Here is a 26,224-nt window from a genome sequence, read left to right on the forward strand (position 1 = left end):
ACGTTTAATCTGTTTATTTTGTGGGTGCTTTTTTTACTTCTTCAGTTAAAACTGTTTTGGCAATCAATTGAGCATAATGTTTCGCGCCCTCTTCATTCGGATGGACGCCATCGTTATAAAACCAATCCGTTCTGTCTTTACTATATTGATTCCAGTCAATCAAATGAACATTTTTAAATCGTTTACTAGCTGAAACTAACCCAGCATTTACACTGTTTTTCCAATTTTTAGGAACTTGCGTATTAACCAAATAAATCGGCGTATTGTTATCGATTGTGTTTAATAGTTCATCCATTTGGCTATCTGTAAAAGCACCATTTGTCCCTAATTCTAATATCACTGGACTTCCTAATTTTCTTTCTGCTTTTAACCGTTCGATAACTGGGGCTGTATTATACAATTGGCGCCCAACCTCTCCATCAATTGTTCCTTTTGGAAAAATCACTTGCAACGGCTCGACAACGCTTAGCATAACAGAATCGCCAATAAATGTAGCATTCATTTGACTAGCTGTTTCCATTTCTGCTGGAGTTATCCCCTCTACAAGCGGAACGGTTTCTTTCGGTTTAGTTGCTGTTGATTTTTGTTCCTCAAGTTTCGCTTTATTGGTAGCTATTTTTTCTGCCAGCTGTGTGGATGATTTATTTTCACCTGTGGGCGCCATTATAAAGCCTACTGTAGAAATTAGTAACGTGAAACAAATAAATGCAACACTTCCTTTTTCAAGCCATCCTCTGAGACCTGATCCATTCAATAAAGAATGCCATTTTTCAACAATCACTTGCCAATTCAAAATGGCTTTGACATTTAATTTTTTAAAAGGCATTTCAATTAAACTATATGAAGCTTCTGTCATTAGCACAATCAAAAATAACTGAATTAGTAAATGCCTCATTGGATGGATACTTGTATCTCCAATCTTCACTTCGTACAAAACCATCACTGGATATTGCCATAAATACAACCCATAGCTCCTTTGACCAAGCCATTTGAAAGGTTGCATGCCTAAAAAACGAGACAGATAGGTAGCAGGATGGGCAACAATTCCAATTAAAACACCACTGACTAAACTAAACAAAAACATTCCACCATAATAAGCAAATGTATTAGTTGCCATTACCGTCGTCATCATAAAAATCAATACTGCCAATGCTACAAGTCCAACAGATTCTAAAATCAGTTTCGCCTTCAATGGAACGTCCTCTTTTAATTTGGTACTTGGCCATACAAAAGAAATGGCTGATCCAATCAAAAGTGAAAAGGCTCTTGTATCTGTTCCATAATAAACTCGACTTGGGTCCCCATTTGGCACAAATAAAATAGCCATTAAAAGAGCAGAAATAATAGACAATCCCATAAACAAGTAAAATATATGACTATTCTTCTTAATCGTAATCGTTGCTAAAACTACAATTACTGGCCAAACTAAGTAAAATTGACCTTCCAAGGCAAGAGACCAAAGGTGAACAAAGGGGGAGGGTGTCGCAAAGCGATCAAAATAAGACTCCCCTTGAATAATTTGCCACCAATTGTTTAAATACAACAAGCTGCTAATAATGGCACCTCTAATATTTAACAGAAGCTCCCGTTGAAATAACGTAATCCAACCTGTCACTAAAATTAACATAGCTAACAACGCTGGATAAAGCCTATTCAACCGTCTCTTCCAAAACTGTTTTAAACTGATCTTTTTATTTTGTTGAAATTCTTGAATAAGTAAGTCTGTAATCAGGTAGCCCGATAACACAAAAAAAATGGGAACTCCTAAAAAACCTCCCGGCAAGATATGCGGCGTTAGGTGATAAAAGATGACACCCAAAACGGCGATTGCACGTAAGCCATCTAAGCCAGGCATGTATCGACTTTTTTTTAATCTTTTATTATTTTCCATTCGTATAATAAACTCCTTTAATACTTTGCACGATGGATTTTTATAAATAAAGTCATCCAACAACTTCCCTTATTTGTAAGTGTGCGTCATCTATTATTTTATCAAATATTCAAGCAATAAGCGACCTTCAAAAGGCCATGAATGAACGAAAATTTTAATAAGGATGGCAAATGCCTTATTTATCAGTAACTTCAGAGTTCTTAAATAAAAATTAAATTAATTAAAGTCTTTAGTTCACTTGCCCTTCCCCTATTTAAGCTAACTTTAAATGGAGAATTGGATAAGCTCTACCTTCACTGTCAACAGCATCTCGGCCAACTTGAATAAACCCATTTTTTAAGTAGAATTTTTTTGCATTGTGATTCTGTTCATTGACGTCTACTTTTTTTATTGAAAAGTCTTTAATTAGTTGGTTTAAAATTTGTTTTCCATAGCCTTTACCGATAGAATGTCCATCTAAGAAAAGCATCTCTAAATAGTCTTCTTGAAGCGCTGAAAAACCAACAACTGCATGATTTACAAACCAAATTTGAATGGCTAAATGTGGGAAATAATTTGGGATTTCTAATTTAATCGCTTCGCGATCTTTAATTGATAAAAAAGGATGGGTCGCTATTACAGATTGCTCCCATATTTTTAAAATCAACGGATAATCTTCTTTTGTGGCTTTTCTATAATCCATTTTTCAGTCCCCTTCTAAATAAAAAGCTGAACTCTATAAGTTACATAGAGTTCAGCTTTTAGCATGCTATTTTATTCCACAAACTCAAATTCATATTTCATAATGCGGACAAGATCGCCATCTTTGGCGCCCATTTCACGCATTTCTTCATCGATTCCCATCGCACGTAATTGTCTTGCAAAACGCATGACACTTTCATCGGTTTCAAAGTTCGTCATCTTGAATAATTTCTCAAGTTTTTCGCCACTAAGAACCCAAGCTGCGTCACTATCACGAGAAATTTCATAGCCTTTTTCTTCTGGTGTATGTTTGTACATAACCGTTTCGTCCTCATCCACCAATTCATAAAGTGGAAACTCAGGCGTTACTTCAAGGACATCTGCTGTCGCACTTAGTAGGTTGTTTGTTCCTTTATGACTAATTGCTGAAATTGGGAAAACAGGAATATCATCTTCAAACTCATCTTTTTTAAGAGCTTTTAGTTGTTCCTTGAATTTCTTCAAGTTTTCTTCAGATTCTGGCATGTCCATTTTATTAGCTACAATTAATTGTGGGCGTTCCATCAAACGTAAGTTGTACGTTTCTAATTCTTTATTGATGGCAACGTAATCTTCATACGGATCACGTCCCTCGCTCCCGCTCATATCGATAACATGTAAAATGACACGAGTACGTTCAATATGACGTAAGAATTGTGTTCCTAAACCAATTCCTTGCGAAGCTCCTTCAATCAATCCTGGTAAATCGGCCATAACAAAGCTACGTCCATCTTCTGCTTGCACCATTCCTAAGTTAGGAACTAATGTTGTAAAATGATACGCACCGATTTTTGGGCGCGCTTTTGAAACGATTGATAAAATAGTTGATTTTCCAACAGATGGGAATCCAACAAGTCCAACGTCAGCTAATACTTTTAATTCAAGCTCAATATGACGTTCTTGTCCTGGTTCACCATTTTCAGCGATTTCTGGAGCAGGGTTTCTAGCAGAAGCAAAACGAATATTGCCACGTCCACCACGTCCACCTTTTGCCACAACTAATTCTTGACCATCAAGAACTAAGTCACCTAGTACTAAACCAGAATCCATATCCTTCACTGTCGTACCTTGTGGAACTTTAATATACGTATCCCCAGCGCCACGACCGTGCATTCCTTTGCTCATTCCTTTTTCGCCATCTTCCGCTTTAAAACGACGTGTAAAACGGAAGTCCATTAACGTTCTCAAACCTTCATCGACTACAAAAATAATGTTTCCACCATTTCCGCCATCTCCACCGGCTGGTCCACCATCTGGTACATATTTTTCGCGACGGAAAGCAACCATCCCATTTCCACCTGCACCTGCTTTAACACTAATTGTCACTTGATCTAAAAACATTGACATCTTTTATTTCCTCCTCATTTTATGAGTTTGTGAGATTTTCATCTAATTATATATAAATTCATGCTTATCATTGGACTTTTGTGAATAATCTAAGTGTTACATTTGTTCCAAGATGTAATTTAAGATGCGATTTTATCATCACGAATCCTCTAAAAATGAGATATTGTTCAGTATATCCCACATTCGTCCATGTTCTATTGTACTTGTGAATAGAAGCTTTGTCTATAAAGATTCCTTAGATTTATCATTTTTTTATAAAAACATTTGTTCATTTAAAAATATAAAGAGCTCATTCATCGCTTTGATGAATGAGCTATCCGTTATTTATTTTCGATTAATTTAAAGTTTGACCATGGTTTCAAGAAGTCTAATAAAAATAATTCATCCTCGCTAATTCGGCCTACAACGTTCACACGTCCAGTATTTTTCATTTCTTTCAAAGCGATTTGACACTCACCTTTATATTGTCCAAAATCAACATTATCAACTAATAAGTCTCCTTTAATCATATCACGTGTATCATGTGGTGGAAAAGCTTCGTCTTTATATTTGATACGAGTCATTGTTGAACGTAAAATATATGCCGAACGATCGCCTCGATAACTATGAAGTTCATCAAGAATCACCTTACGTTCCACTTCACTGATGGTCGCATCTAAATCAACCTTAACAGATGGATAAGGGGCATTGAACGCTTCTGCCATTGCTTTTAATTCAGCTTCAGAAGCATAAGCATTTCCGATAATGATGTCATCAATCAAATCAGTTAATACATAATGTTTAACTTGTGTAGCAATCTCTAAATCACGATGATCTTCTAATGTACAAAGACCGTCTTGGGTTGGCCAAGGACCAAAAGTAGCCTCATGAGAATTTACAAAGGCTGCAGTGTTAAGATTGTGGTTTCGGTATTGATTTGAACAAAATACAAAATGATTGTATTCCAAACCAGAATAACGATGTGGATAAAAATTATGGGACCCTAATAAGTTTTCTCGATTTGGCGAGTAACTCATAATGCTTTCAATATAATTGGTTCCAGAGCTCATGTTTACTTCAATTTTGATGCCATAAGGATTACGCGTCATACGTGCTTCTTCTTGACCAGTAAAACCTAGATCTAAACGAATGCCGTATGCTCCCATTTCATGGAAAAACGATAAATCATCGTAGGATATTTTTAATTGTTCAAAAAGAGCAGGATTAATATCCACCATAACTTCCATATCCAAACTGTTTGCGTAAGCTATCACTTTTTTAAAGCCATTTAAAACGGCATCGCCATCACCATCGACTTCTAATAAACTTGTAAAAACGCGTTTGTAGCCATACTGATGTGCTAAATCTAAATATTTTTTATCTTGTTCAAAAGTTGAACGTTCTGGATAGATTGAAACTCCTAATTTTCCCATATGATTGAGACCCTCCATACTTCAAATAGATGATTTTTTAAAACCACCCTCATTCATTTACTCTTTTAGTATAGCAAAAGAGAACACTTTCATCTAGCGGCTTTTTAAAAGTTTTTGCTTTTATGATAGCGCTTTTCAATTGGTATGATAGCCACTACAAGAAGTGCTTAAACTGAATTGTTTCGCTTTGAAAAAATTGGTATAGACCTAATCTTTTTTTTACCAAAAACAAAAAAATGAAAAAAACGACCAGCTATTTCCAAATCATACAAACTAATGTAAAATAGAGGTTGTTCTAAAAATAATCAAAGGATGTGTTTTTAACCAAAATGAAAAACAAAAAATTAATTTTAGGCGTGATTTTGTTAATTGTTGCTCTTGTTATGATTGTCTTTGGCATAAAATATATGAGCGATCAAAATAAAGATGAAACAGCCTCAACAAACGATGAAAGCTCATTAACTTCTGATAGTGCTGAGACCAGTGAAAGTAAAGAAGAAAAAGTTGATTTTTCAAAATTAACACTTCCTCAACTTTCAAATGTAGTAGCGGAGAATGAAACAGAGTTAGAAATCGTGACTTCAATGGGTTCAATTAAAGTGAAATTATTCCCAGAACTAGCACCAAAAGCCGTAGAAAACTTTGTAAAACACAGTAAAGACGGTTATTACAACGGTACTCCTTTCCACCGTGTCATCAATGAATTTATGATTCAAGGGGGCGATCCGCAAGGCAATGGAACTGGTGGAGAAAGTATTTGGGGCAAACCTTTTGGTGTTGAAAAAACTCCTGAACTTTACCATATTCGTGGCGCTTTAGCGATGGCTAAAACGAATGACCCAATTTCAATTGGAAGTCAATTTTACATTGTTCAAAACGACCAAGATCAAAGCAGCCAAGTCAGCGCTGACGATATGCCAGAAAAAATAGTAGAAGCCTACAAAAAAGGTGGTACGCCGTTCCTAGATGGTCAATATACTGTTTTTGGTCAAGTAATTGAGGGAATGGACATTGTTGATAAAATTGCTGCGCTTCCTGTTGGAGCAAATGATAAACCAAATGAAGAAGTAACTGTTCAACAAATCAATGTTATTAAAGAGGCAAACTAATTTTAGTAGTTAAAGAAACCCGCCAAACCCAAATAAATTATTTGGAAGTTTGGCGGGTTCTTTTTATTATTAAATACTCTTCTTATTGAAAAATATAATCGAAAAAACAATGGAACAAACACTGTGCACAACAGACAGTCCAATTAAAAAGGCATAATCTGAAACTACCTGCGTCCCCTCAAGTAATGCCGAGCTATTTGAGATTAACGCTAAAAAATTAAAATAACGTTGATTTGGTAGTATATTCATAATTAAACATACCCCAATAAATCCTCCCACAAACAATAATCCCCCGTAAGCCGATGACATTATGGTACTTCCTAAAATAACTACTCCAAGCAAAACTACTCCAAACAGCCAAAGTAAAAATAATGCTGCTCCAACTGTCAAAACAGCTTCTCCCTTCCATAAGGAGATAGTATATACATAGTTTACGCTAAAACTTCCCACCAAAGACAGTGTCCAAATTAAAATTAGCATCGATATTTTAGCTAAAATCACACTTTGGCGTGGTAAGCCTTTTGTTAAAAAGTTAACTAATGTCTTTTTTAAAACTTCATTAGAAACTGTTCCACAAAAAACAATTACCATCACTGATAAGCCTAATTGTGGAACATTTTTAAAAAATTCTCGCCAAGAATCAATCGCTTTTGAAACGGGTAATCTTAAAGACAAGTTATTTGGATAAAAAGACTCCAAAAGCTGAGGAGTCATCTTTGCCATTAGAGGACTCAGACATCCAATAAAAAAGAATACTATAAAAATAATTAACCACTTCTTCGTACGAAGAAGTTCTAAAAATTCTTTTCGTATAAACGCATTGTAGTAATTCATGATACACCTTCTTTAACTTGTTTTTTAAACAATTGATCTAAAGTTTGACTTTTTTCTTCTATTTTTAATGGGAAAATTGTTGTCTCTAAGAACACACTAAATAAATATTGAAGTAACTCTTGATTTTTAGAGCTTTCAATTGTGAGATTTAAATGTTCAATATCTAATTTATAACTATTATCAAACTGCATCATCTTTCTTTTTACTTCCTTTAAATCTTCTATTTTACTAAAGGTAATACGAATAGGCTTTGGTGCTGTTTGTTTTTTAAATTCAGTAATTTCACTTGAAAATTGAATTTCACCATCACGAAGAAGAATAACTTGATCACAAATCGAATCTACATCAGATAAAATATGCGTGGAAAAAACAACAGATGTGTGGCTTTTTATTTTTATAAAAAGCTCAAGAATATCCTTTCTACCGATTGGATCAAGTGCAGATGTTGGTTCATCACAAATTAAAAGTTTAGGCTCATTGATTAATGCTTGAGCAACTCCTAATCGTTGCTTCATTCCTCGCGAAAAACCATTGATTTTTGTCTGATTTTTTTTTAATCCGACTAAAGTTAGCAATTCAGCCACTTTTCTTTGACAGTCTTGATTTGTTAAACCTGAAATCCTACCGCAAAACATTAAATACTCATAACTAGTCATATAACCATAAAACTCCGGTACATCTGGTAGATATCCAATTAAACGATTTGTGTCATTTTGTCCATAACAAACTGGTTCACCACAAACAAAAATTTTGCCAGAATCTACTTTTAAGAGACCTAAAATCAATTTCATCGTCGTTGTTTTCCCAGCCCCATTTTCTCCAATAAAGCCCAAAATTGTATTTTCTGGTACTTCAAAAGATACTTTGTTAAGAACTTGTTTGTTCCCTAATTTTTTTGATAACTGTTCAATTTTTAAAATAGTCATTCATTATCCTCCTTTCCAAGAACAAAATATACAATTGATCCAATCAACTGAAATAACAAAACGATCGTTAGCCAAATCCCTTTATTTCCAAAACGATATCGATCATGGGTCAGTACATGAATAAGAGCAGTCACTGTCACCCCTAATTCGATTACAATAAGTGGTACAAATAGTATCCAATTATCTCCCATTTTTTTCTCCCCCTTAGACTAACAAATTATGAAAATAGAAAAATCACGGCAATTGGAAGCACGATCACTCCAACCATCATCCCCCATGCCTGCCATCTTGCAAAATTCATACTTGTTCCAATACCAAATCGTTTTTCAACCCAAATCGCTGAATCATTTGGATTAAAATAAAAAATACCCAATTTCCAATGACTGTCATCATCATAGTTAGAAACAACTTGATTTTCAGATTGTGAGGGCTCCAATTTACGGTATCGCTCTCCTCCTTGTCCATATTTTACAGTTAAGAAAAGACTGCCACCAATTAAAATCCCAACAAATCCAATCATGATGATTTGAAAATTCATTGTATCCATCAAATCAAAAATACTGATAAATTGAACCAACATTATGAAACATTGAATCATTATTGACACTAGCAACATATATACCGACCAGGCAAACCGAAAAGCTCGATTTTGGTTAATTGAAACACTCACTTTACTCGCGTCAATTTGTTGTTTTGCTTTTTGGAAGGAGTAATTACTAAGATACATCACTAACATTAAAATAACTTGGAGCGCAGGCAACGCCAATAAACTTTTAACCGATTTTTCAGCAAAGCCATCGGCTACATTTCCAATCGTCCAATGGGTCGTAATAATGGCTGGAATTTTATCAAAATTTGCAAATGTGATTCCTACGGTAATGATAATTAGGAAAAGATTTGTAATTAAAATAACTGAACCAGGAATAACTAAACGTTGGTTACGATAAGTCGTATCCACTACAATTTCTTCCTCAACTTCTGCTGTTTTTGGGATTCTTTTTTTATATTCTTTTATTTGGCCACGAATCCTTAAAAAAAGAAATCCGCTGATTAAAAAATAAATAAGCATACTTAGCATTAAATAAACAGCGCTCCATTTGGCCATCGTTTCACTTGAAGCAGAATTTCCTAACCATAGAAATGGTAGTGCTAAAATGACTACCGCCACAATATTTAAACTTAAAAATCGGAATTTTAGTGTTCTAATTTTCCCACTGTTTTGAAAACCATTTGGTAACGAGATACCAAATTGACTCGTTTTTCTTCCATAAAAAGGCGTCAATCCATTAATCACTCCAATTAAAACCAATAACCCTGCCATAAAACAACTAAACAACATCATCTTCATCACTCTCTTTCAATATTTTCATTATTTCTGTTTTCAAATCCATTAGCACTTCATCAGATACATTAAAAATCCTGGCATCAATTATTAATTCTTCTAATTTTTCTCGAAATGCTTTGAATTGGTCTTCCTTCATCATTAAATTGACGGAAGGATTCACCATAAAGCCCTTCTTTTGTTGAACTAGAACTCCTTCTTCTACAAGTAATTTGTATGCTTTGTTTACCGTATGAAGATTAATACCTATGTCACTTGCTAAACTTCTAACACTTGGCAGCGACTCACCTGGCATCAGCTCTTTTTTTATGATCCCTTTTTTAATTTGATAAATCAGCTGTGTATAAATTGGAATTTCACTTGTTGGCTGAATTCTTAAATACATTTTACCCTCCCCCTCTCCAATTCGTTATACACATACTATAACAATAATCGTTATATGTCAACTATAACAAAAAAACATTCTCGCCTTTTAAATTGCTTATGGTATACTAAAAAGTAAGGAAATTTAGCGAGTGAAGCATACGAAATATATCATAGAAAGAAGCGAAAATAGATGAAATTAACCAAAAGCCTCGAACAAGCCATCTGTATTATTACATTATTGGCTACACAAAATAATCAAATCCCAGTCACTTCAACTGTAATCAATCATCGGTTAAATGGATCGCCAACATACATCAAAAAATTAATGCGAAAATTGGTGGTTCATCAGCTTGTCACTTCTGTTTCAGGCAATAACGGTGGATTCACTTTAGTGAATCCTCCAAACGAGATTTCAATTTTAGAAATTATTGAAGCCGTTGAAGGCCAAATTAATACGTATCCAAATTCTGGACTAATCGATGTTGTCTTTCAGGATATGCAAGTTGAAGCTCATCAAGGCGATCAAGTTTTAAGTGCTGTTTTTCATCAAGCAGATACGTTATGGAAAGAGTATTTAGCAAAACAGACGGTGGCCGATTTATTATTCCAAACTCTCGGTCGTGAAGCAACACCAATTCTGAACTGGAATGATTTAAGCCAACCTCACGAACGTTTATTTAAAAAAATATTGAAATCAAAATAACACAACACTTAAAAAACAATGTAATGAAGTCCATTACGTTGTTTTTTTTGATTCTTACTAAAAAAAAGAAAACGTTGACATTTAATGATTGATTTTGACCGTTTTTGATGTTAAACTACTTTTGAAGGAGGGATACAATGTTAACAGAAGAAAGACATGCCCTAATTTTAAAGCGCTTAGTTGATCATGGCGTCATCAAATCTCAAGATTTAATGACTGAACTAAGCTGTTCGGAGTCAACGATTCGACGTGACTTAGCGTTATTAGAAGAAACTGGAGAACTCATTCGTATCCACGGTGGCGCTAAACGAAATTTTCATTTAGATGAAGAACAAGACATGAACGAAAAAACGTTCAAAAACGTTCAAGAGAAAAATTTAATTGCTCAATTAGCGGCGAGTCTTGTCAAAGAAAAAGACACCATCTACATTGATGCTGGTTCCACTACTTTAGCCATGATTCCCTTTTTAACACAAAAAGGAATTACTGTTGTTACAAATGGTGTTCAACATGCCTCCCTTCTTGCCGATCATAAAATCAACACCATTCTAATTGGCGGAAATCTAAAAAACTCCACTAAAGCGATTGTCGGTTCAACAAGCTTAGCAGAAATTGAACGCTATCAATTTAGTAAAACATTCTTAGGAATGAATGGAGTTCATCCAGATTTTGGCTTTACTACTCCTGATCCAGAGGAAGCTGCGTTGAAAGCAGCAGCATTAAAAAAAGGGTTTGATATTTATGTATTACTTGATGAAACCAAATTTGATAAAGTCAATTTTACAAAGGTTGCTGAGATTGATCAAGCAACTATCGTGACGCAAAAACTGGATCAGCAGAAATACCCAACTTATTTTGAAAAAACAACTATTTTAGAGGTGAGAATATGATTTATACAGTAACACTTAATCCATCCATCGATTACATCGTTCACTTAAAAAATATTCAGTTAGGTGAACTGAACCGAATGGACAGTGATTTAAAATTACCCGGTGGAAAAGGCATCAATGTTAGTCGTGTTTTAAAACAGTTAGACTATCCTTCTACGACGCTAGGATTTTTAGGCGGTTTTACAGGAAATTTTATTAGCGAATGGTTAAACAAAGAAGGCGTTATGACTGATTTTACAAATGTAAATGATGATACTCGTATTAATATTAAATTAAAATCCGTTTCAGAAACTGAAGTAAATGGTTTAGGTCCAGCAATCACAACTTCAGAAGCAGAAGAATTATTAACAAAATTGCAGGCTTTAACATCTGATGATGTTGTTATTTTATCAGGAAGCAAACCACCAAGTTTGCCTCATTATTATTATCAAACAATGATTGATTTGATTACTAAATCAGGCGCCGAATTTGTTATTGACACGACTGGTTCTGATTTAATGGATGCACTTAAGCATCGTCCACTACTAGTCAAACCAAATCATCATGAATTAGCCGATTTATTCGATGTTTCCTTTGATTCAATCGAAGCTATGTTGCCTTACGGACAAAAATTATTAGACATGGGCGCAAAACATGCGTTAATTTCAATGGCTGGTGATGGTGCTCTTTTCTTTACTGGTGATCACATTTACACAAGTAATGTCCCTGTTGGAACGGTTAAAAATTCAGTTGGTGCTGGTGACTCCATGATTGCAGGCTTCATCGGAACCTACCAAGCAACAAAAGACCCTCTTTTAGCTTTCCAAATGGGTGTTGCTACTGGAAGTGCAACGGCGTTTTCAGATGACTTAGCAACCAAAGAAGCAATTCTTGCTTTAGTTGATGATGTTCACGTTAAACAAACAAAATAAAACATAAAAATGGAGGAAATAGTATGAAAATCAACGACTTATTAGTCAAAGATGTCATGATTATGGATTTAAAAGCAACCACAAAAGAAGCTGCAATTGATGAAATGATCCAAAGTTTAAGCGAACATGGGCGAATTAATGATCCTGTAGTCTTTAAAGAAGGCATTATGAAGCGTGAAGCGCAAACGTCCACTGGTCTTGGAGATGGCATCGCTATGCCACACGCAAAAAATAAAGCCGTAAATGAAGCAACGGTACTTTTTGCAAAAAGTACTACCGGAGTTGACTATGCCTCACTAGACGGACAACCGGCTTTCCTATTCTTTATGATCGCTGCTCCTGAAGGCGCAAATGATACTCACTTACAAGCACTTGCTGGTCTTTCACGTTTATTAATTAATCCTGATTTTGTCGCTTCTTTAAAACAAGCAACCACTCCAGAGGAAGTTCAACAACTCTTTGCTGCTGCTGAAAAAGAACATGAAGATGCTGAAGCTAAAGAAGAAGCTGCACGTAATGAAGCGCCTGTTCAAAGTGACAAGCCTTTCGTCGTAGCAGTAACTGCTTGTCCTACAGGAATTGCTCACACTTATATGGCAGAAGACGCATTAAAGAAAAAGGCAGCTGAAATGGGTGTTGACATTCGCGTTGAAACTAATGGCTCTGAAGGCGTTAAAAATCGCTTAACTGATGAAGAAATCGCACGTGCAAGTGGCGTTATTGTCGCTGCGGATAAAAATGTCGAAATGAATCGTTTTGATGGCAAGCATGTATTGGAGCGTCCTGTTAGCGATGGAATTCGTAAAACAGAAGAATTGATTACGAAAGCCATACACAGCGAAGCGCCAATTTTCCATGCAAGTGGTGAAAAATCTGATGCTTCAGAAAATGAAAAATCAGGTTCGGTTTGGAGCAAAATCTATAAAGACTTAATGAATGGTGTTTCTCACATGTTGCCATTCGTGGTTGGTGGCGGAATTCTAATGGCCATCTCCTTCTTAGTTGAAAATACAATGGGCGATAAAAGTGAAGCTTTCTTATTCTTAAATTCAATTGGTGGAAATGCTTTTAACTTCTTGATTCCAATCTTAGCCGGATTTATTGCTATGAGTATTGGGGATCGACCTGGATTAATGCCTGGTATGGTCGGTGGTTTAATGGCAGTCAATAGTGGCGCTGGTTTCCTAGGCGGTTTAGCAGCTGGTTTTATCGCAGGTTATATTATTGTTGGTTTGAAAAAATTATTCAGTAAATTGCCTAAAACGCTTGAAGGAATTAAACCCATTTTACTTTATCCAGTGATTGGTTTACTTTTAATCGGAATCGTAATGTACTTTATTATTGACCCAATTTTTGGTTCAATTAACAAAGCAATGCTTGATTTCTTAGAAAATTTAGGTACTGGTAACGCTGTTTTACTTGGTGCTTTACTTGGTGGTATGATGGCATTTGATATGGGTGGTCCCTTTAACAAAGCTGCCTATACCTTCTCAATCGGTGTCTTCACTGATACAGGAGATGGAAAATTAATGGCGGCTGTTATGGCTGGTGGGATGGTTCCTCCTCTTGCAATCGCTCTTGCTTCAACTATTTTCAAAAATAAATTTACTGCAGATGAAAGAAAATCTGGTTTAACCAATTATATTTTAGGGTTATCCTTTATCACAGAAGGTGCGATTCCATTTGCTGCTGCAGATCCATTACGTGTCATTGGTTCTTCTGTTGTCGGCGCTGTGATTGCCGGTGGATTAACGCAATTCTGGGGTATTAGCATTCCTGCTCCCCATGGTGGTATTTTCGTCATCACCTTAGCAAATCATGCCCTACTCTTCTTATTCGCTCTTGCAATAGGAACTGTCATTTCAGCAATGATTTTAGGGGTTTGGAGAAAACCTGTTATCGAAAAATAAAAAAAGGGCCAACAAGAATTTAATCTTGTTGGCTCTTTTTTTATCCTTTAAAATCTTTTTTTTCATAAAAGAAATAACTTAAACCACTAAATGCAATAATCCCTATCACACAAATGAGCAGATGAATGCCCTTCATATTTTCATTTAAAGTTGTTGAGGGGACGGCATAGTGAAGTGGCGATACATCCTTCAGCCACTCTACTTTGCTATTAATTTCAGAAAGAACCCCTAAGATATAGGTACCAAAAACAAATCCTAAAGCCACTCCAGTTGTTTGTTTACTAGACTTTAAGATTGGTAAAAAACAGAAACCAATTGCTAATAAAAGAAGCAACACTAGGCCTTCATTTAAAAAAACGCGATTGATTTGTGAAAAAATCGTTGACCAATTGGATCCTTTTTCTTTAAAAACATAAATGATTCCAAATGAAAAAAGCCAGGTAAGCAGCCAAAATAATGCCAACAACAACGTATTTGCAATTTGCTTATAAAAAACGATGTCTCTTCTCGAGAGAGGTTGTGCGTATAAAAAATCAATCGTGCCATCTGTTTCTTCTTTGACTAACGCAGTTGCCCCTAATAGAACTGCATATATTCCTGCTGCCAAAAAGAGATATTGGAAAACATAGGCAAAGTAACCTGTCACTTCTAATAAACTTGTTCCACCTTGTAAATTAAACATCTTCAAAAGTTCACTAGGCATCGCGTCTAACTTCGTATTGACAATATCCTTCATCCCAGAACTTTGCATAGTTGGAAAGACTGCCATAAATAGTCCTAAAATCACCATCACCGCAGCTGACCATAAGATTAAGCTCTTTATTCCATTACGCCATTCAATTTTAATTAAGGTCATTGCAATGCCCCCTTTTCGTACATTGTCATAAATTTATCTTCCAGTTCTTGATTTTTAATTAAAACATCTTTAATTTCAGAATTTATCAATAATGGCAAAAGTATTTGCATGTCGCCGTTGTAAAAGAATTTCAACTGTCTATCAGACTGCTGGATTAACTTCGCTCCAATTGCAATGAATTTTTCTTTTGGCAAATTATTCCCAACTAACTCCACCACTTTTCCAGCTATTCGATCAGCTGTAATGTCTTCAATCGATATGATTTTCCCCTCTTTAATAAATGCAGCCTTCGAACAATAACGCTGTACTTCAGTTAAATCATGACTAGATAAAAAAAGGGTCATTCCTTTTTGATTTTTTTCTTTTAGTACCTCAAATAAACGATGCTGCATTAAGGGATCAAGACCATTTGTTGGTTCATCCAAAATCATCATTCGAGGATTGGCGATTAATCCTGAAACAACCGCCACTTTCTTTTTATTTCCAAGAGACATCTCTCCTAACTTTTTCTTTGGATCAATTTCAAAATAATCAAAATAATGGTTAATAATGGGTTTAGCATTTTTCAGATTGTGAAAATCAGCGACATATTTCATAATTTGCATGGCATTCATTGCTGGGTAAAAGCGGACGTCACTGGATACATAACTCACTTGTTTCTTAATGGATTGTGACTCTTTGACGCAATCCAATCCTAAGATTGAAGCTGAACCACTTGTTGGATAAATAAAGTTCAATAGCGTTTTAATTGTTGTCGACTTCCCCGCTCCATTGGGGCCAATAAAACCATAAATCTCCCCTTCTTCAACAATTAAGTCAATGTGATCAACTGCTGCTTTTTTATGATACATTTTGGTTAATCCCAGTGCTTCAATCGCTTTCATAGTGATTCCCCCTTTTTCTTTAATCAAATGTAGCGTACTCTTTCAACTAATGAATTGTCAACTTTAATGAACCTAATTTTAACGCTTGACCTGATACGCGTTTCATAAATTATACTAATTCTATCAAACTGTGAAAGGATGATTTTTATGTATGGCATCATCTCCGTAACTGATTTATTAGGCTTAGAATATCACTATGTTAAGGTTACCTTTAAAGAAAATCAATTGATTTTTGAAAGACATTTTTTACTAAATCAACCCACGCTCACTTCTATACCCGTTAACGAATTTAACAATCTTTCTTTTAAAAAAAATAAAGAAGGTTTAAAAATTTTGTTTAGCTATCAAAACCACCACTATCAAATCAAAGAAAATGCTTCTTTGAATATTAAAACTATTGCTGCCTTCATTCAAACAGCTACTTTTGCTTATTATGGAAACTATATTGAATTGCCAATTTTTTTTAACAATTAAGCCTAATTGTACTACCTTTAATGTTTTTTTTCAGTTAAACTAATAAGGGAGAATAAACCTTTAGAAGTGAGGGAATAAAATGAATATTGCGCCTTTTGGTGTAGAAGAATGGTTAAATGAGTGGGAAAAAGAAGCGGTTTATGATATTGCGGGAAGTTCCATCGCCTCGCTTACCTTAGAAGAATTAATTGGTCTTGATGGATCTACAATCGAAACTTTTTTCCAAGAACAGTCAAAAACAACGTTAAATTATGGGTGGATTGAAGGGTCCCCTGACTTTAAAAAAGAAGTTAGTCAGCTATATACCACCGTATCACCCGAAGCTGTTCTTCAAACAAATGGTGCTACTGGGGCTAATCTATTAGCTTTGTATGCACTGGTTGAAGCTGGTGACCATGTAATTGCACTACACCCAAGCTACCAACAATTATACGATATCCCAAAATCATTAGGTGCCACTGTTGACTATTGGTCCATCTATGAATCAAATCAATGGTTGCCAAGAATAGAAGAATTAAAAGAACTTATCCAACCAAACACAAAGCTTATTTGTCTAAACAATGCGAACAATCCAACTGGAACCTTATTAGATGAATCTCTTTTAAAAGAAATTGTAGCCTTAGCTAGGAAAGTCGACGCGTACATTCTCGTTGATGAGGTGTATCAATCCTTGGATCCTGCTCAAAAAATTCCTTCTATTGTTGATTTATATGAAAAAGGGATTTCTACTAACAGTTTATCAAAAACATATTCTTTACCCGGTCTAAGAGTTGGATGGACAGCTTCATCAAATGAAATTGCTGCTTTGTTTAGAAAATACCGAGATTATACGATGATTTGTGCTGGAGTTCTTGACGATGCTTTAGCAGTTCATGCCTTGAAAAATAAAGCGTTGATTTTAGAACGCAATCGAACTATTGTTGCAACAAATTTGGCTATTTTAAACGATTGGGTTCAAAAAGAACCTCGTGTATCTCTTATTTTACCTAAATCCGTTTCAACCTCATTTATAAAACTAGATATCCCAATCGATGTAGAAGAATTTTGTTTGCGTTTATTGAAAGAAAAAGGGGTCTTACTTGTTCCCGGCAATCGTTTTGAAACACCTCTTCATGCGCGTTTAGGTTTTTGCGCACCAACAGATACTTTAGTTGCTGGCTTAAGAGAGTTGTCATTATTTTTAAAAAACTTTGATTGATATTGATTATGTAGCCTACTAAGTCTTTTTTACTTAGTAGGTTCTTTATTTTACTCTAAGCTCAGCTGAAACCAAAATCGATATTTCTAGACTTAATTTTTAGGCATCCTTGATTCTTGTTTTAGCACTGATTTAACTATGAAATTCAGATAATTTTTTAAGCCAATTTGATTGAATTTGTTTGATTTTACTTCTAAAATTGAGTAAACTATTTCTATTGTTGTAAAAATTGGGAGTGGATAAAATGGGACTTATGATGGAGGAACGTTATCAAGAATTAAAGATTGCGGAACGTGGGGCAATCGTTAGTATTGTAGCTTATTTAGCTCTTTCAGTTGCTAAATTATTTATTGGAAACTTAGCCGGTTCTGCTGCGTTACGAGCAGATGGTTTAAATAATACGACAGATATCATTGCTTCAATTGCTGTTTTAATTGGACTTCGACTTGCTCGTCGCCCAGCTGATGATGACCACCCTTATGGTCATTGGAAAGCTGAAACTGTTGCAAGTATGGTTACTTCCTTTATTATGTTAGCAGTGGGGCTTGAAGTGCTGTATTCTGCTATTACGAAGTTAATCGAAGGCGAAAGTGTTGCTCCTGATCCCATTGCTGGTTATACTGCGATTGCCAGCACATTTGTTATGGTTGCTGTTTACATTTACAATCGAAATTTAGCTAAAAAAATAAAAAGTGGTGCGTTGATGGCTGCTGCTAAAGATAATTTAAGCGATGCTTGGACGAGTATCGGAGCGGCGATTGCAATTTTTGGTTCGGCTTTTGGAATGCCTTGGTTAGATGGCTTAACTGCTGTCATTGTTGCTCTTTTGATTTTAAAAACAGCAATTGAGATTTTTCGAGAAAGTGCTTTTTCTTTATCTGACGGATTTAATGAAGAGAAACTAGAGGAATACAAACAAGCGGTTCTTTCAATCAATGGTGTTGAGAGTGTTCGAACAATTAAAGCACGAAATTATGGTGCAAATACTTTTGTGGATGTGGTCATTTGGACTGCTCCTGAAATGACGGTTAAACACAGTCATGAAATTACAGAAGAAGTTGAAGAAATGTTATTAGAAAATTTCAATGTTTTTGATACAAAAGTTCACGTTGAACCCAGTGATATTATCCTACCTGAATAAAATTAAAAATGGCTTAGTATTGGATTAAACCGATACTAAGCCATTTTTTTATAATACTTTTGCTAAAAAATCTTGTGCACGTTCTGTTTGAGGATTTTCAAATAATTCTATCGGCGTTCCATCCTCTACGATATAGCCACCGTCCATAAATAAAACACGATCCGCGACTTCTTTGGCAAAGCCCATTTCATGGGTCACGACCACCATCGTCATCCCTGATTCAGCTAGGTCCTTCATTACCTTTAATACTTCCCCTACCATCTCAGGGTCAAGCGCAGACGTTGGTTCATCAAAGAGCATTACATCTGGATCCATCGCTAGAGCACGAGCAATCGCAACCCGTTGTTGTTGTCCTCCTGATAAACTAGCCGGATAAACAGCTGCTTTATCTTCTAAGCCAACTTTTTTTAATAAATCTAACCCTTTATCTGTCGCTTCTTTTTCAGATAATCCTTTGACTTTCATTGGAGCAATTTTTAAATTTTCAAGAACCGTCATATGTGGAAATAAATTGAAATTTTGAAAAACCATTCCCATTTTTTCTCGTAATTGGTTTAATTTTTTTTGGTCTACCTTTGTAATCGTTGTTTCTTCAAAAATAATATCACCTGCAGTTGGTTCTTCTAAGAGATTCAAACAGCGTAGAAATGTGCTTTTACCGGAACCCGATGGTCCAATAATCACGACTACCTCTCCTTTGTTTATTTCTTCATTGATATCTTTTAAAACGACATTCTCGCCGTATGTTTTTTTTAAGTGCTGAACATTAATCATGATTCATCTTCCCTTCATAGTAGTTTAGCAATTTAGTTAAACTATAAGTTAAAATAAAGTAAATCACCATTGTAATCGCTAATGGTGCTACAGCACGGTATGTTACAGCCGTTACAACGTTGGTTTGATAAATCAAATCGCCAACGCCAATAATGGATACAATTGAACTTTCCTTAATTACTGTAATAAATTCATTGCCTAACGCAGGCCAAATATTTTTCAATGCTTGCGGGAAAATAATGTAACGCATCGCGTCTCTTTTGCCTAATCCTAAACTTCTTGCTGCTTCCATTTGGCCTTTTGAAACAGAGTTTAAACCCGAACGAATAATTTCACAAATATAAGCGCCGCTGTTTAATGAAACTGCAATAATTCCTGCTAATAATGCGGGTATATTTACAATGACTCCTAAAGCAAAGTAGATAAACATCACTTGAATCATCATCGGGGTACCCCGAACAAATTCGACATATGCTGTTGCAATAATGCGAATCAATTTATTTTGCGATAGTCTCATTAAAGCTAATGAAGCACCAATGATAATTCCTAAAATCACACTAATAAAGGCAATAAAAACCGTATAACCTGTTCCTTTGGCAAAATATTCCCAAAAAGAAAAAATAGATTTTTTCCCACCGTCTTCGTTTCCACCCTGTCCTTCAACAAGTTGTTTTCCAGCTATTTTAATGTATGAAGGAATTTTATCCTGTTCTTTGATTTCAGAAATCGACCCATTTACAGCATTTACTAAACTGGTTGAACCTTTTTTAAAGGCAATTGCTGAACCCTGTTGATTTTCCTCAAGATCAAATTTCCCGTCGATATAAGCTAAACTATCATCATTTGAAACATATGCTAACGCACTTGGTTCTTCTAAAACAATTCCATCAATTTTTTTTGTTTTTAAATCTAAGATCAAGTTAGGGATCTTAGCTAAACCTGTTACTTTAACGTTTTTAATTTGATTTTTGGTTACATCTTCTTGCATCGTGCCTTTTTGAACGCCTAATTTAGTCCCTTCAAAATCACTTCTTTGTTTGAATTTATCCTTATCCTCTTTACGAATAATAATAAATTGACCACCTTGATAGTAAATATCCGAAAAATCAACGCTTTGACGTCTTTCGTCAGTTGGGTTCATCCCCGCAATAATCATATCCGCTTTGCCAGCTTCTAAAGCTGAAAGCAATCCATCATAGTTTAAATCACGAATTTCAAGTTTAACGCCTAAATCTTTGGCAATTTTATCTGCAATTTGAATATCCATGCCTACTATTTGATCTTTTCCATCTAATTTTGCATGAAATTCGTAGGGAGGGTAATCTGCACTTGTTCCGATCACCAATGTTCCTTTTTCTTTGATATCGGTTAACGAGGTATCTTCTGCTTGTGCAGTTGAACTGATAAGTAACGTGCTAGTAAGCATTGTCAGTAAAAATATTATTGGAATTAATTTCTTTTTAATCATCGCGTTTCTCCTCTTATCCTTTTTTATCTATCTTTTTTCATTTAGTAACTTGTTTTAAAGTGTAACAGAAAACGAATTTTTATACAATAAAAATTCGTTATTTCGTCTTTTTTTATTATTTATATACACAATTAACGTTTTCATACATTTAAAATTGCATAAAAAAAGAGCAAACCATTTGTCTGCTCTTTTTATTTAAGGACACTTGACTCATAACCTGCTAAAGTAACAATGTCACTTAATTTTTCAGAAGTTTGCAATAAGTGATCAAAAATTACTTTAGCTTCGCCTTTTTTTAAATGAACTTTTACTTTTTCAACACCATCTTGTTCAGATAAACAATCTGTAACGGTTTTTACGCAATGCTCACAGGACATGCCCTTTATTTTTAAAATCGTTTTTGCCATAATGCTATTCCTCTTTTCATTTAATGTTCTTGACACTCGCATTGACCTGGAATGCAATTGCATTCAATTGATTCCACACCTTCTGCTTTCTTTTTTTGAATTAGCGCTTCTAGCAGTGCGATATCGTCGAATGTTAAGGTTGCTTCTGAAATAAGCGTTCCAATTGTGCTCCCTATTTTTTTGCTACAAACATGCGCAAACAAATTCTCTGTTGCACTAATCATGCTATCTGCTTCACTGACACTTGGAAAATAAATATAACGATTTCCTTCTGCTTTCGTTAACAGCAATCCTTTTTTCACCAATCTTCCTATCAGCGTTTTGATTGTTGCTGGTTTCCAATCCATTTTATCTTTTAAAACGGCGACAATTTCTTGGCTGTTGACTTCTTTTTTTGACCATGCCACACGCATTACTTCCCATTCAGCATCGCTGATTTTTGGTTGCTCTACTTGCTTCACCCTAATCCCTCCATTCCATTTACAATTGTAATCAATATCTACATCTAGTTTACGACTGTAATCGTTAGTTGTCAATTGAATTTATCCGGATAACTGGATTTTTTTATGTAAATCCGCTAAAATAAAGATACGAAGTTTAGTAAAGGAGGTCTTTTCTATGGGACTTACACATAAAACAGAAACAAGTTTAGATGATTTATTCAGCAAATTTGCCGTTGAACCTAAAGAAAAAAAACGTGAAGAAGATGATGACGAAAAAGAAAAAGACGACAAAGATAAAAAAGAAGAGTAATAGATAGAATAAAAAGAAGCCCAGTTAACTGGACTTCTTTTTTTGTAGTGAATTAGGATTCTTCGCGATTTAAACTAGCCTCTTTTGAAAAACCATCTGGATATCGACGTTGCAATTTTTCAATATTTTGTTTGGCAACCTCTTCAAAAGGAATATCGGCCCATTCAGCTATTTGAGAAAGATACCACAAAACATCTCCCATTTCTTTTACCAGCTCTTCTTTATTTAAATCATGACCGTGAAAGGTGTATTTTTTAATCGAGTCAATTAATTCCCCTGTTTCCCCTGCTAAACCTAAGGCACAATTTGTTAAAACTTGTTCGTTTCCATATAATGTACGATTTGCAAGCTTTTGGTAATCATTAAAATCCATTGAATTATCTCCTTTTAAGCACTCTTATGCTTCATTTTTTAACGCTTGAAAACTGGACTCCATTGCATCTAATGTTTGTTCAATATCTGCTAAAGAATGCGCTGTTGATAAAAAGATGCCTTCGAATTGAGATGGCGGTAAAAAAATACCACGATTTGCCATTTCTCGGTAATAATTAGAGAAAAAGACCGTATCACTCGCTTTACTTTGTTGGTAGTTTGTCACTGGACCTTCATTAAAGAACATTCCAATCATACTTCCTGCCCGATTAACAGTAATCGGAATATTATGTGATTTACTTAAAGAACGAATCCCTTTTTCTAATGTATCCCCTAACGATTCAAAATGAAGATAGGCTTCTTTTGTTAAGTTAGAGAGTGTGGCAAAACCTGCAGCCATTGCGATTGGATTACCTGATAACGTGCCTGCTTGATACACACTACCACTTGGCGCCATCATTTCCATAATTTCTCGCTTCCCTCCATATGCACCAACAGGGACGCCTCCACCAATTACTTTTCCAAGACAAGTTAAATCTGGAATAACGTTATAATATCCTTGCGCGCTATGGTAACCGACACGAAAACCTGACATAACTTCATCAAAAATTAATAAGGCGCCATCTTGTTGAGTCACTGCTCGTAGACCTTCTAAAAAGCCTTTTACTGGTGGAATAACACCCATATTTCCAGCTACCGGTTCAACAATTACGGCTGCAATTTCGCCAGCGTATTGGTTAAAAATTTCAATCACTGCATTTAAATCATTGTAGGGTGCGACCAATGTATTTTCTGTTGTCTTTTTAGGGACACCTGGTGAATCTGGTAACCCTAAAGTTGCAACACCTGATCCTACTTTTACTAATAACGCATCGTCATGACCATGGTAACTGCCTTCTAACTTTAAAATTTTATCCCGTTTTGTGTATCCTCTAGCAAGTCGTAAGGCACTCATGGTCGCTTCGGTTCCTGAATTGACAAACCGTACCATTTCAATTGAAGGGACGCGTTCAATTACTAACTCGGCTAACTTATTTTCCATTAAAGTGGGTGTGCCAAAACTTGTACCAGAAACGGCTGCCTGTTGAATAGCCTCCACAACACGAGGTTCTGCATGTCCTAAAATAAGTGGCCCCCATGATAAAACATAATCAATGTACTCATTTCCATCAATATCAACGATATGACTTCCTTGCCCTTTTTTCATAAAAATTGGGGGAACATCAACTGATTTAAACGCACGAACCGGGCTGTTTACCCCTCCTGGCATTAAGTTAACTGCTTCTTTAAAAGCCTTTTCTGAAAGTTCTGTTTTTCTCATAAGTCTCCCTCACTTTCCATGATTTTTACGCCTTCAACTGGTACAACAATTTTTTCCTCTTCTTTTAACAGTCCCAAACTTCGCACAAAGCTTTCTAATCCATCATTCGCATCAATGTTGGGGTTGGTTTTGGCTAGCTCTTTCATCGACTGAATAGGCGCTTTAGATAATTGATTCATCACACTTTGAAAATGCTTGTCAATCATTCGTAATTCTCGTTCATTCAAATCAGGTAATTTTTGATGCAAACTTTTCATCGTACGTTCTCTTAATTCAATTGTTTTAGTCCGTAATTGATACATATAAGGAACAGCACGTCTTTCTTGGTACCAGCTATTAAAGCGAAGCACGGCTTCATCTAATTGGAAATGAATATTTTTTATGATTTTTTCTCGCTCAATTTTAAAATCATCAATCTTCGTTCCTATTTGATCCATATCATAAACATGAATTCCTTCTACTAATTGAATTTCTGGATCAACGTTACGTGGTACGGCTAAATCAACTAATGTTAGCTCTTTTTTTCCTCGACGAATCTGTTGCATTTGTTGAATCACTAATGAGTGAATGATATATTCAGAAGACTTAGTTGCAACAATTACACCATCCGTACTTGCTAGCGCCATTGCTAAATTGGCGTAATTTCCTGAATAAAAATAACGCTTCAACTGGTGGGGATGTTTCATGGATTGGACCCACTCGTTTAATTCATCGGCCAGTGCTTCTGCCTTGTCATCATGGCGATTTAGGATGGTGATGTGAGTAGCACCATGTTGAATCAATGATTTCGCTGCTAATCGAATCATTTTTCCAGCCCCAACTAATAAAAATCGTTTTTCTTCTATTGTTGTCCATTCTTCTTTAAAAAACTTAACTGCAGCGGTACTTGGATTGAAAGATAGTTGATCCAGTAAGGTTTCTGTATGGGCTTTTTTAGAAAAGGAAACAGCTTTATTAAATAACGAACTCAAGATAGGACCTGCAGTATGAGCATCTTGTGCGATTTTTAATGCCCCTTTTACTTGGCTTAAAATTTGTGTTTCTCCCACCATTAAAGAGTCCAAACCAGTTGCTACTGAAAAAAGATGAGTCGCTACGTCACTATTGGATTTTCCATAACTTGTTGAGATGACATCTGAAACGTCAAACCCTGTATGCTCTCCAATATACCGCAACATTTCGCCATGCATAAATTCGGTCTGATCAATGTACAAATAGTATTCAGTACGATTACAGGTCGTTAAAATAACAGCTTCTTCGACTCCAGTAAACTCTTTTATTTTTGATAAATGGTGAGGAACATCTGCTTCTTCGATTGTGTATCGCTCTCTTATCTCAATCGGCGTCGTCTGGTGGCTAACACCGTATAATAGTATTTTCAACTAAATCCGTCCTTTTTTATACTAACTTAAATCATGTAGTCTATTTTAATTCATTTAAAAAAACAACTAAGAAAAATCTTAATTGTTTCAGGTTTTAAACTAACAAGTGCTTACAAATCTAAATATTTTTCAATGACGTTCCAGGCTTCTTCTTTGCCTTCTCCGGTTTCTGATGAGAACATAATAAATTCATCATTTTCGTCAAAATTCAATGTATCTTTTACAATTTTGATATGTTTGTTCCATTTGCCACGAGGGATTTTATCGGCTTTCGTTGCTACCACGATTACTGGCAATTCATAATATTTTAAAAACTCATACATTTGAACGTCTTCACTACTTGGTGCATGACGCAAGTCAACAACTGACAAAACGGCTTTTAAAGTATCTCGTTGTGTCAAATAAGTTTCAAGCATTTGACCCCATTTAGCACGTTCTGTTTTTGAGACCTTTGCGTAACCATAGCCAGGTACATCAACAAAGTAAAATTGTTCTTCAATAATATAAAAGTTTAGCGTTTGTGTTTTTCCTGGTTTGCCAGAAGTTCTAGCTAACCCTTTACGATTAATCATCCGATTAATAAAAGATGATTTCCCAACATTTGAACGCCCCGCTAAAGCAATTTCAGGCAGTCCTGTGCTTGGGTATTGGGCAGGTGAAACTGCACTTATAACGATATCTGCTTTATGCACATCCATTTTTTCAATCTCCATCTCTTTTTAAATTCTTTCATTATTTTAACATAGATACGCGAGATATGATATTCTTTCTAAGGATTTTGTTAAATTCGTTAGAGGTTTCTTGACTTATGTATAAACTAGAAGGACTCTTTT

At 35.3% G+C, this 26,224-nt stretch carries 28 protein-coding genes; 9 read left to right on the top strand and 19 right to left on the bottom strand.

Going from position 1 to position 26,224, the window contains the following annotated elements:
- Positions 1 to 13: 13 nt before the first annotated feature.
- The 4 genes from BR52_RS05570 to BR52_RS05585 all read right to left on the bottom strand — a co-directional run bounded on the left by BR52_RS05570 (position 14) and on the right by BR52_RS05585 (position 5,370).
- Entirely contained in the window at positions 14 to 1,891 is a 1,878-nt protein-coding gene (locus BR52_RS05570; protein ID WP_034570116.1) for an acyltransferase family protein, read from the bottom strand.
- 253 nt (positions 1,892 to 2,144) lie between these two features.
- Entirely contained in the window at positions 2,145 to 2,573 is a 429-nt protein-coding gene (locus BR52_RS05575) for a GNAT family N-acetyltransferase (RefSeq protein ID WP_034570118.1), read from the bottom strand.
- Between the two features lie 71 nt (positions 2,574 to 2,644).
- On the bottom strand, positions 2,645 to 3,958 hold the full coding sequence (obgE, locus tag BR52_RS05580) for a GTPase ObgE (RefSeq protein ID WP_034570120.1): 1,314 nt from the start codon (positions 3,956 to 3,958) through the stop codon (positions 2,645 to 2,647).
- Between the two features lie 320 nt (positions 3,959 to 4,278).
- Positions 4,279 to 5,370 (bottom strand): DUF871 domain-containing protein, encoded by a 1,092-nt coding sequence (locus tag BR52_RS05585; RefSeq protein WP_034570122.1) that lies wholly within the window; start codon positions 5,368 to 5,370, stop codon positions 4,279 to 4,281.
- A gap of 329 nt (positions 5,371 to 5,699) precedes the next feature.
- On the opposite strand from BR52_RS05585, the gene BR52_RS05590 reads away from it, so the two are divergent.
- The gene (locus BR52_RS05590) at positions 5,700 to 6,479 is read left to right on the top strand and encodes a peptidylprolyl isomerase (protein WP_034570124.1); all 780 of its coding nucleotides are present in this window, start codon (positions 5,700 to 5,702) and stop codon (positions 6,477 to 6,479) included.
- Positions 6,480 to 6,548: 69 nt separating this feature from the next.
- On the opposite strand, the gene BR52_RS05595 is transcribed toward BR52_RS05590, so the two are convergent.
- From BR52_RS05595 to BR52_RS05615, 5 genes are read right to left on the bottom strand one after another with little or no spacing between them, the layout of a single operon-like run.
- A complete protein-coding gene (locus BR52_RS05595) occupies positions 6,549 to 7,313 on the bottom strand; it encodes a hypothetical protein (RefSeq protein ID WP_051915644.1) in 765 nt (254 codons plus the stop codon).
- The gene (locus tag BR52_RS05600) at positions 7,310 to 8,239 is read right to left on the bottom strand and encodes an ABC transporter ATP-binding protein (RefSeq protein ID WP_034570126.1); all 930 of its coding nucleotides are present in this window, start codon (positions 8,237 to 8,239) and stop codon (positions 7,310 to 7,312) included. Before BR52_RS05600 ends, BR52_RS05595 begins: the two co-directional genes overlap by 4 nt.
- A complete protein-coding gene (locus BR52_RS05605) occupies positions 8,236 to 8,430 on the bottom strand; it encodes a PLDc N-terminal domain-containing protein (RefSeq protein WP_034570127.1) in 195 nt (64 codons plus the stop codon). Before BR52_RS05605 ends, BR52_RS05600 begins: the two co-directional genes overlap by 4 nt.
- Before the next feature lie 26 nt (positions 8,431 to 8,456).
- Positions 8,457 to 9,587, bottom strand: a complete 1,131-nt coding sequence (locus BR52_RS05610) for a DUF1648 domain-containing protein (protein WP_081890703.1) — start codon at positions 9,585 to 9,587, stop codon at positions 8,457 to 8,459.
- A complete protein-coding gene (locus BR52_RS05615; protein ID WP_034570131.1) occupies positions 9,568 to 9,966 on the bottom strand; it encodes a GntR family transcriptional regulator in 399 nt (132 codons plus the stop codon). Before BR52_RS05615 ends, BR52_RS05610 begins: the two co-directional genes overlap by 20 nt.
- Before the next feature lie 171 nt (positions 9,967 to 10,137).
- Between BR52_RS05615 and BR52_RS05620 the strand changes: the two genes are divergently transcribed.
- The 4 genes from BR52_RS05620 to BR52_RS05635 all read left to right on the top strand — a co-directional run bounded on the left by BR52_RS05620 (position 10,138) and on the right by BR52_RS05635 (position 14,361).
- Entirely contained in the window at positions 10,138 to 10,650 is a 513-nt protein-coding gene (locus BR52_RS05620) for an Rrf2 family transcriptional regulator (protein WP_034570134.1), read from the top strand.
- A 137-nt stretch (positions 10,651 to 10,787) separates the two neighbouring features.
- A complete protein-coding gene (locus BR52_RS05625; RefSeq protein ID WP_034570136.1) occupies positions 10,788 to 11,540 on the top strand; it encodes a DeoR/GlpR family DNA-binding transcription regulator in 753 nt (250 codons plus the stop codon).
- Positions 11,537 to 12,451, top strand: coding sequence for a 1-phosphofructokinase (gene pfkB / locus BR52_RS05630; protein ID WP_034570139.1), 915 nt, complete (start codon positions 11,537 to 11,539; stop codon positions 12,449 to 12,451). Before BR52_RS05625 ends, pfkB begins: the two co-directional genes overlap by 4 nt.
- 23 nt (positions 12,452 to 12,474) lie before the next feature.
- Positions 12,475 to 14,361 carry a PTS fructose transporter subunit IIABC gene (locus tag BR52_RS05635; RefSeq protein ID WP_034570142.1) on the top strand — a complete coding sequence of 629 codons (1,887 nt, stop codon included), beginning with the start codon at positions 12,475 to 12,477 and terminating at the stop codon, positions 14,359 to 14,361.
- Between the two features lie 40 nt (positions 14,362 to 14,401).
- Here the strand turns inward: BR52_RS05635 and BR52_RS05640 are convergent, their stop codons facing one another.
- Together BR52_RS05640 and BR52_RS05645 are read right to left on the bottom strand one after the other, a co-directional pair.
- Entirely contained in the window at positions 14,402 to 15,217 is an 816-nt protein-coding gene (locus BR52_RS05640) for a DUF2705 family protein (protein ID WP_034570144.1), read from the bottom strand.
- A complete protein-coding gene (locus BR52_RS05645) occupies positions 15,214 to 16,101 on the bottom strand; it encodes an ABC transporter ATP-binding protein (RefSeq protein ID WP_034570147.1) in 888 nt (295 codons plus the stop codon). The genes BR52_RS05640 and BR52_RS05645 overlap by 4 nt, the downstream gene beginning before the upstream one ends.
- 147 nt (positions 16,102 to 16,248) lie before the next feature.
- On the opposite strand from BR52_RS05645, the gene BR52_RS05650 reads away from it, so the two are divergent.
- The 3 genes from BR52_RS05650 to BR52_RS05660 all read left to right on the top strand — a co-directional run bounded on the left by BR52_RS05650 (position 16,249) and on the right by BR52_RS05660 (position 18,914).
- On the top strand, positions 16,249 to 16,575 hold the full coding sequence (locus tag BR52_RS05650; protein ID WP_034570149.1) for a hypothetical protein: 327 nt from the start codon (positions 16,249 to 16,251) through the stop codon (positions 16,573 to 16,575).
- Positions 16,576 to 16,654: 79 nt separating this feature from the next.
- On the top strand, positions 16,655 to 17,773 hold the full coding sequence (locus tag BR52_RS05655) for an aminotransferase (protein ID WP_034570151.1): 1,119 nt from the start codon (positions 16,655 to 16,657) through the stop codon (positions 17,771 to 17,773).
- Positions 17,774 to 18,026: 253 nt separating this feature from the next.
- On the top strand, positions 18,027 to 18,914 hold the full coding sequence (locus tag BR52_RS05660; RefSeq protein WP_034573548.1) for a cation diffusion facilitator family transporter: 888 nt from the start codon (positions 18,027 to 18,029) through the stop codon (positions 18,912 to 18,914).
- A 48-nt stretch (positions 18,915 to 18,962) separates the two neighbouring features.
- On the opposite strand, the gene BR52_RS05665 is transcribed toward BR52_RS05660, so the two are convergent.
- The 4 genes from BR52_RS05665 to BR52_RS05680 all read right to left on the bottom strand — a co-directional run bounded on the left by BR52_RS05665 (position 18,963) and on the right by BR52_RS05680 (position 22,024).
- Positions 18,963 to 19,688, bottom strand: a complete 726-nt coding sequence (locus tag BR52_RS05665) for an amino acid ABC transporter ATP-binding protein (protein WP_034570153.1) — start codon at positions 19,686 to 19,688, stop codon at positions 18,963 to 18,965.
- Complete coding sequence (locus BR52_RS05670; protein WP_034570156.1) at positions 19,681 to 21,156, bottom strand: ABC transporter substrate-binding protein/permease; 1,476 nt, start codon at positions 21,154 to 21,156, stop codon at positions 19,681 to 19,683. Before BR52_RS05670 ends, BR52_RS05665 begins: the two co-directional genes overlap by 8 nt.
- 191 nt (positions 21,157 to 21,347) lie before the next feature.
- The gene (locus BR52_RS05675) at positions 21,348 to 21,563 is read right to left on the bottom strand and encodes a cation transporter (protein ID WP_034570159.1); all 216 of its coding nucleotides are present in this window, start codon (positions 21,561 to 21,563) and stop codon (positions 21,348 to 21,350) included.
- A 20-nt stretch (positions 21,564 to 21,583) separates the two neighbouring features.
- Positions 21,584 to 22,024 (bottom strand): CopY/TcrY family copper transport repressor, encoded by a 441-nt coding sequence (locus BR52_RS05680; RefSeq protein WP_034570161.1) that lies wholly within the window; start codon positions 22,022 to 22,024, stop codon positions 21,584 to 21,586.
- A 157-nt stretch (positions 22,025 to 22,181) separates the two neighbouring features.
- On the opposite strand from BR52_RS05680, the gene BR52_RS13135 reads away from it, so the two are divergent.
- Positions 22,182 to 22,316, top strand: coding sequence for an SPJ_0845 family protein (locus BR52_RS13135; RefSeq protein ID WP_252850148.1), 135 nt, complete (start codon positions 22,182 to 22,184; stop codon positions 22,314 to 22,316).
- Between the two features lie 52 nt (positions 22,317 to 22,368).
- Here the strand turns inward: BR52_RS13135 and BR52_RS05685 are convergent, their stop codons facing one another.
- The 4 genes from BR52_RS05685 to yihA form a co-directional block, all read right to left on the bottom strand.
- Positions 22,369 to 22,689 carry a nucleoside triphosphate pyrophosphohydrolase family protein gene (locus BR52_RS05685; protein WP_034570164.1) on the bottom strand — a complete coding sequence of 107 codons (321 nt, stop codon included), beginning with the start codon at positions 22,687 to 22,689 and terminating at the stop codon, positions 22,369 to 22,371.
- Between the two features lie 24 nt (positions 22,690 to 22,713).
- Positions 22,714 to 24,009: a glutamate-1-semialdehyde 2,1-aminomutase gene (gene hemL / locus BR52_RS05690; protein ID WP_034570165.1), complete on the bottom strand. Its 1,296-nt coding sequence runs from the start codon at positions 24,007 to 24,009 to the stop codon at positions 22,714 to 22,716.
- Positions 24,006 to 25,391 (bottom strand): glutamyl-tRNA reductase, encoded by a 1,386-nt coding sequence (gene hemA / locus BR52_RS05695; RefSeq protein WP_034570167.1) that lies wholly within the window; start codon positions 25,389 to 25,391, stop codon positions 24,006 to 24,008. Before hemA ends, hemL begins: the two co-directional genes overlap by 4 nt.
- Before the next feature lie 110 nt (positions 25,392 to 25,501).
- The gene (gene yihA / locus BR52_RS05700) at positions 25,502 to 26,089 is read right to left on the bottom strand and encodes a ribosome biogenesis GTP-binding protein YihA/YsxC (RefSeq protein ID WP_034570168.1); all 588 of its coding nucleotides are present in this window, start codon (positions 26,087 to 26,089) and stop codon (positions 25,502 to 25,504) included.
- Positions 26,090 to 26,224: the final 135 nt, after the last annotated feature.

Source organism: Carnobacterium divergens DSM 20623, assembly GCF_000744255.1.
GTDB lineage: Bacteria > Bacillota > Bacilli > Lactobacillales > Carnobacteriaceae > Carnobacterium > Carnobacterium divergens.

What these genes read in the sequence shown, in the direction of transcription:
- BR52_RS05570 (WP_034570116.1), bottom strand. Translation starts at nt 1,891, where the DNA reads ATGGAAAATAATAAAAGATTAAAAAAAAGTCGATACATGCCTGGCTTA.
- BR52_RS05575 (WP_034570118.1), bottom strand. Translation starts at nt 2,573, where the DNA reads ATGGATTATAGAAAAGCCACAAAAGAAGATTATCCGTTGATTTTAAAA.
- obgE (WP_034570120.1), bottom strand. Translation starts at nt 3,958, where the DNA reads ATGTCAATGTTTTTAGATCAAGTGACAATTAGTGTTAAAGCAGGTGCA.
- BR52_RS05585 (WP_034570122.1), bottom strand. Translation starts at nt 5,370, where the DNA reads ATGGGAAAATTAGGAGTTTCAATCTATCCAGAACGTTCAACTTTTGAA.
- BR52_RS05590 (WP_034570124.1), top strand. Translation starts at nt 5,700, where the DNA reads ATGAAAAACAAAAAATTAATTTTAGGCGTGATTTTGTTAATTGTTGCT.
- BR52_RS05595 (WP_051915644.1), bottom strand. Translation starts at nt 7,313, where the DNA reads ATGAATTACTACAATGCGTTTATACGAAAAGAATTTTTAGAACTTCTT.
- BR52_RS05600 (WP_034570126.1), bottom strand. Translation starts at nt 8,239, where the DNA reads ATGACTATTTTAAAAATTGAACAGTTATCAAAAAAATTAGGGAACAAA.
- BR52_RS05605 (WP_034570127.1), bottom strand. Translation starts at nt 8,430, where the DNA reads ATGGGAGATAATTGGATACTATTTGTACCACTTATTGTAATCGAATTA.
- BR52_RS05610 (WP_081890703.1), bottom strand. Translation starts at nt 9,587, where the DNA reads ATGAAGATGATGTTGTTTAGTTGTTTTATGGCAGGGTTATTGGTTTTA.
- BR52_RS05615 (WP_034570131.1), bottom strand. Translation starts at nt 9,966, where the DNA reads ATGTATTTAAGAATTCAGCCAACAAGTGAAATTCCAATTTATACACAG.
- BR52_RS05620 (WP_034570134.1), top strand. Translation starts at nt 10,138, where the DNA reads ATGAAATTAACCAAAAGCCTCGAACAAGCCATCTGTATTATTACATTA.
- BR52_RS05625 (WP_034570136.1), top strand. Translation starts at nt 10,788, where the DNA reads ATGTTAACAGAAGAAAGACATGCCCTAATTTTAAAGCGCTTAGTTGAT.
- pfkB (WP_034570139.1), top strand. Translation starts at nt 11,537, where the DNA reads ATGATTTATACAGTAACACTTAATCCATCCATCGATTACATCGTTCAC.
- BR52_RS05635 (WP_034570142.1), top strand. Translation starts at nt 12,475, where the DNA reads ATGAAAATCAACGACTTATTAGTCAAAGATGTCATGATTATGGATTTA.
- BR52_RS05640 (WP_034570144.1), bottom strand. Translation starts at nt 15,217, where the DNA reads ATGACCTTAATTAAAATTGAATGGCGTAATGGAATAAAGAGCTTAATC.
- BR52_RS05645 (WP_034570147.1), bottom strand. Translation starts at nt 16,101, where the DNA reads ATGAAAGCGATTGAAGCACTGGGATTAACCAAAATGTATCATAAAAAA.
- BR52_RS05650 (WP_034570149.1), top strand. Translation starts at nt 16,249, where the DNA reads ATGTATGGCATCATCTCCGTAACTGATTTATTAGGCTTAGAATATCAC.
- BR52_RS05655 (WP_034570151.1), top strand. Translation starts at nt 16,655, where the DNA reads ATGAATATTGCGCCTTTTGGTGTAGAAGAATGGTTAAATGAGTGGGAA.
- BR52_RS05660 (WP_034573548.1), top strand. Translation starts at nt 18,027, where the DNA reads ATGATGGAGGAACGTTATCAAGAATTAAAGATTGCGGAACGTGGGGCA.
- BR52_RS05665 (WP_034570153.1), bottom strand. Translation starts at nt 19,688, where the DNA reads ATGATTAATGTTCAGCACTTAAAAAAAACATACGGCGAGAATGTCGTT.
- BR52_RS05670 (WP_034570156.1), bottom strand. Translation starts at nt 21,156, where the DNA reads ATGATTAAAAAGAAATTAATTCCAATAATATTTTTACTGACAATGCTT.
- BR52_RS05675 (WP_034570159.1), bottom strand. Translation starts at nt 21,563, where the DNA reads ATGGCAAAAACGATTTTAAAAATAAAGGGCATGTCCTGTGAGCATTGC.
- BR52_RS13135 (WP_252850148.1), top strand. Translation starts at nt 22,182, where the DNA reads ATGGGACTTACACATAAAACAGAAACAAGTTTAGATGATTTATTCAGC.
- BR52_RS05685 (WP_034570164.1), bottom strand. Translation starts at nt 22,689, where the DNA reads ATGGATTTTAATGATTACCAAAAGCTTGCAAATCGTACATTATATGGA.
- hemL (WP_034570165.1), bottom strand. Translation starts at nt 24,009, where the DNA reads ATGAGAAAAACAGAACTTTCAGAAAAGGCTTTTAAAGAAGCAGTTAAC.
- yihA (WP_034570168.1), bottom strand. Translation starts at nt 26,089, where the DNA reads ATGGATGTGCATAAAGCAGATATCGTTATAAGTGCAGTTTCACCTGCC.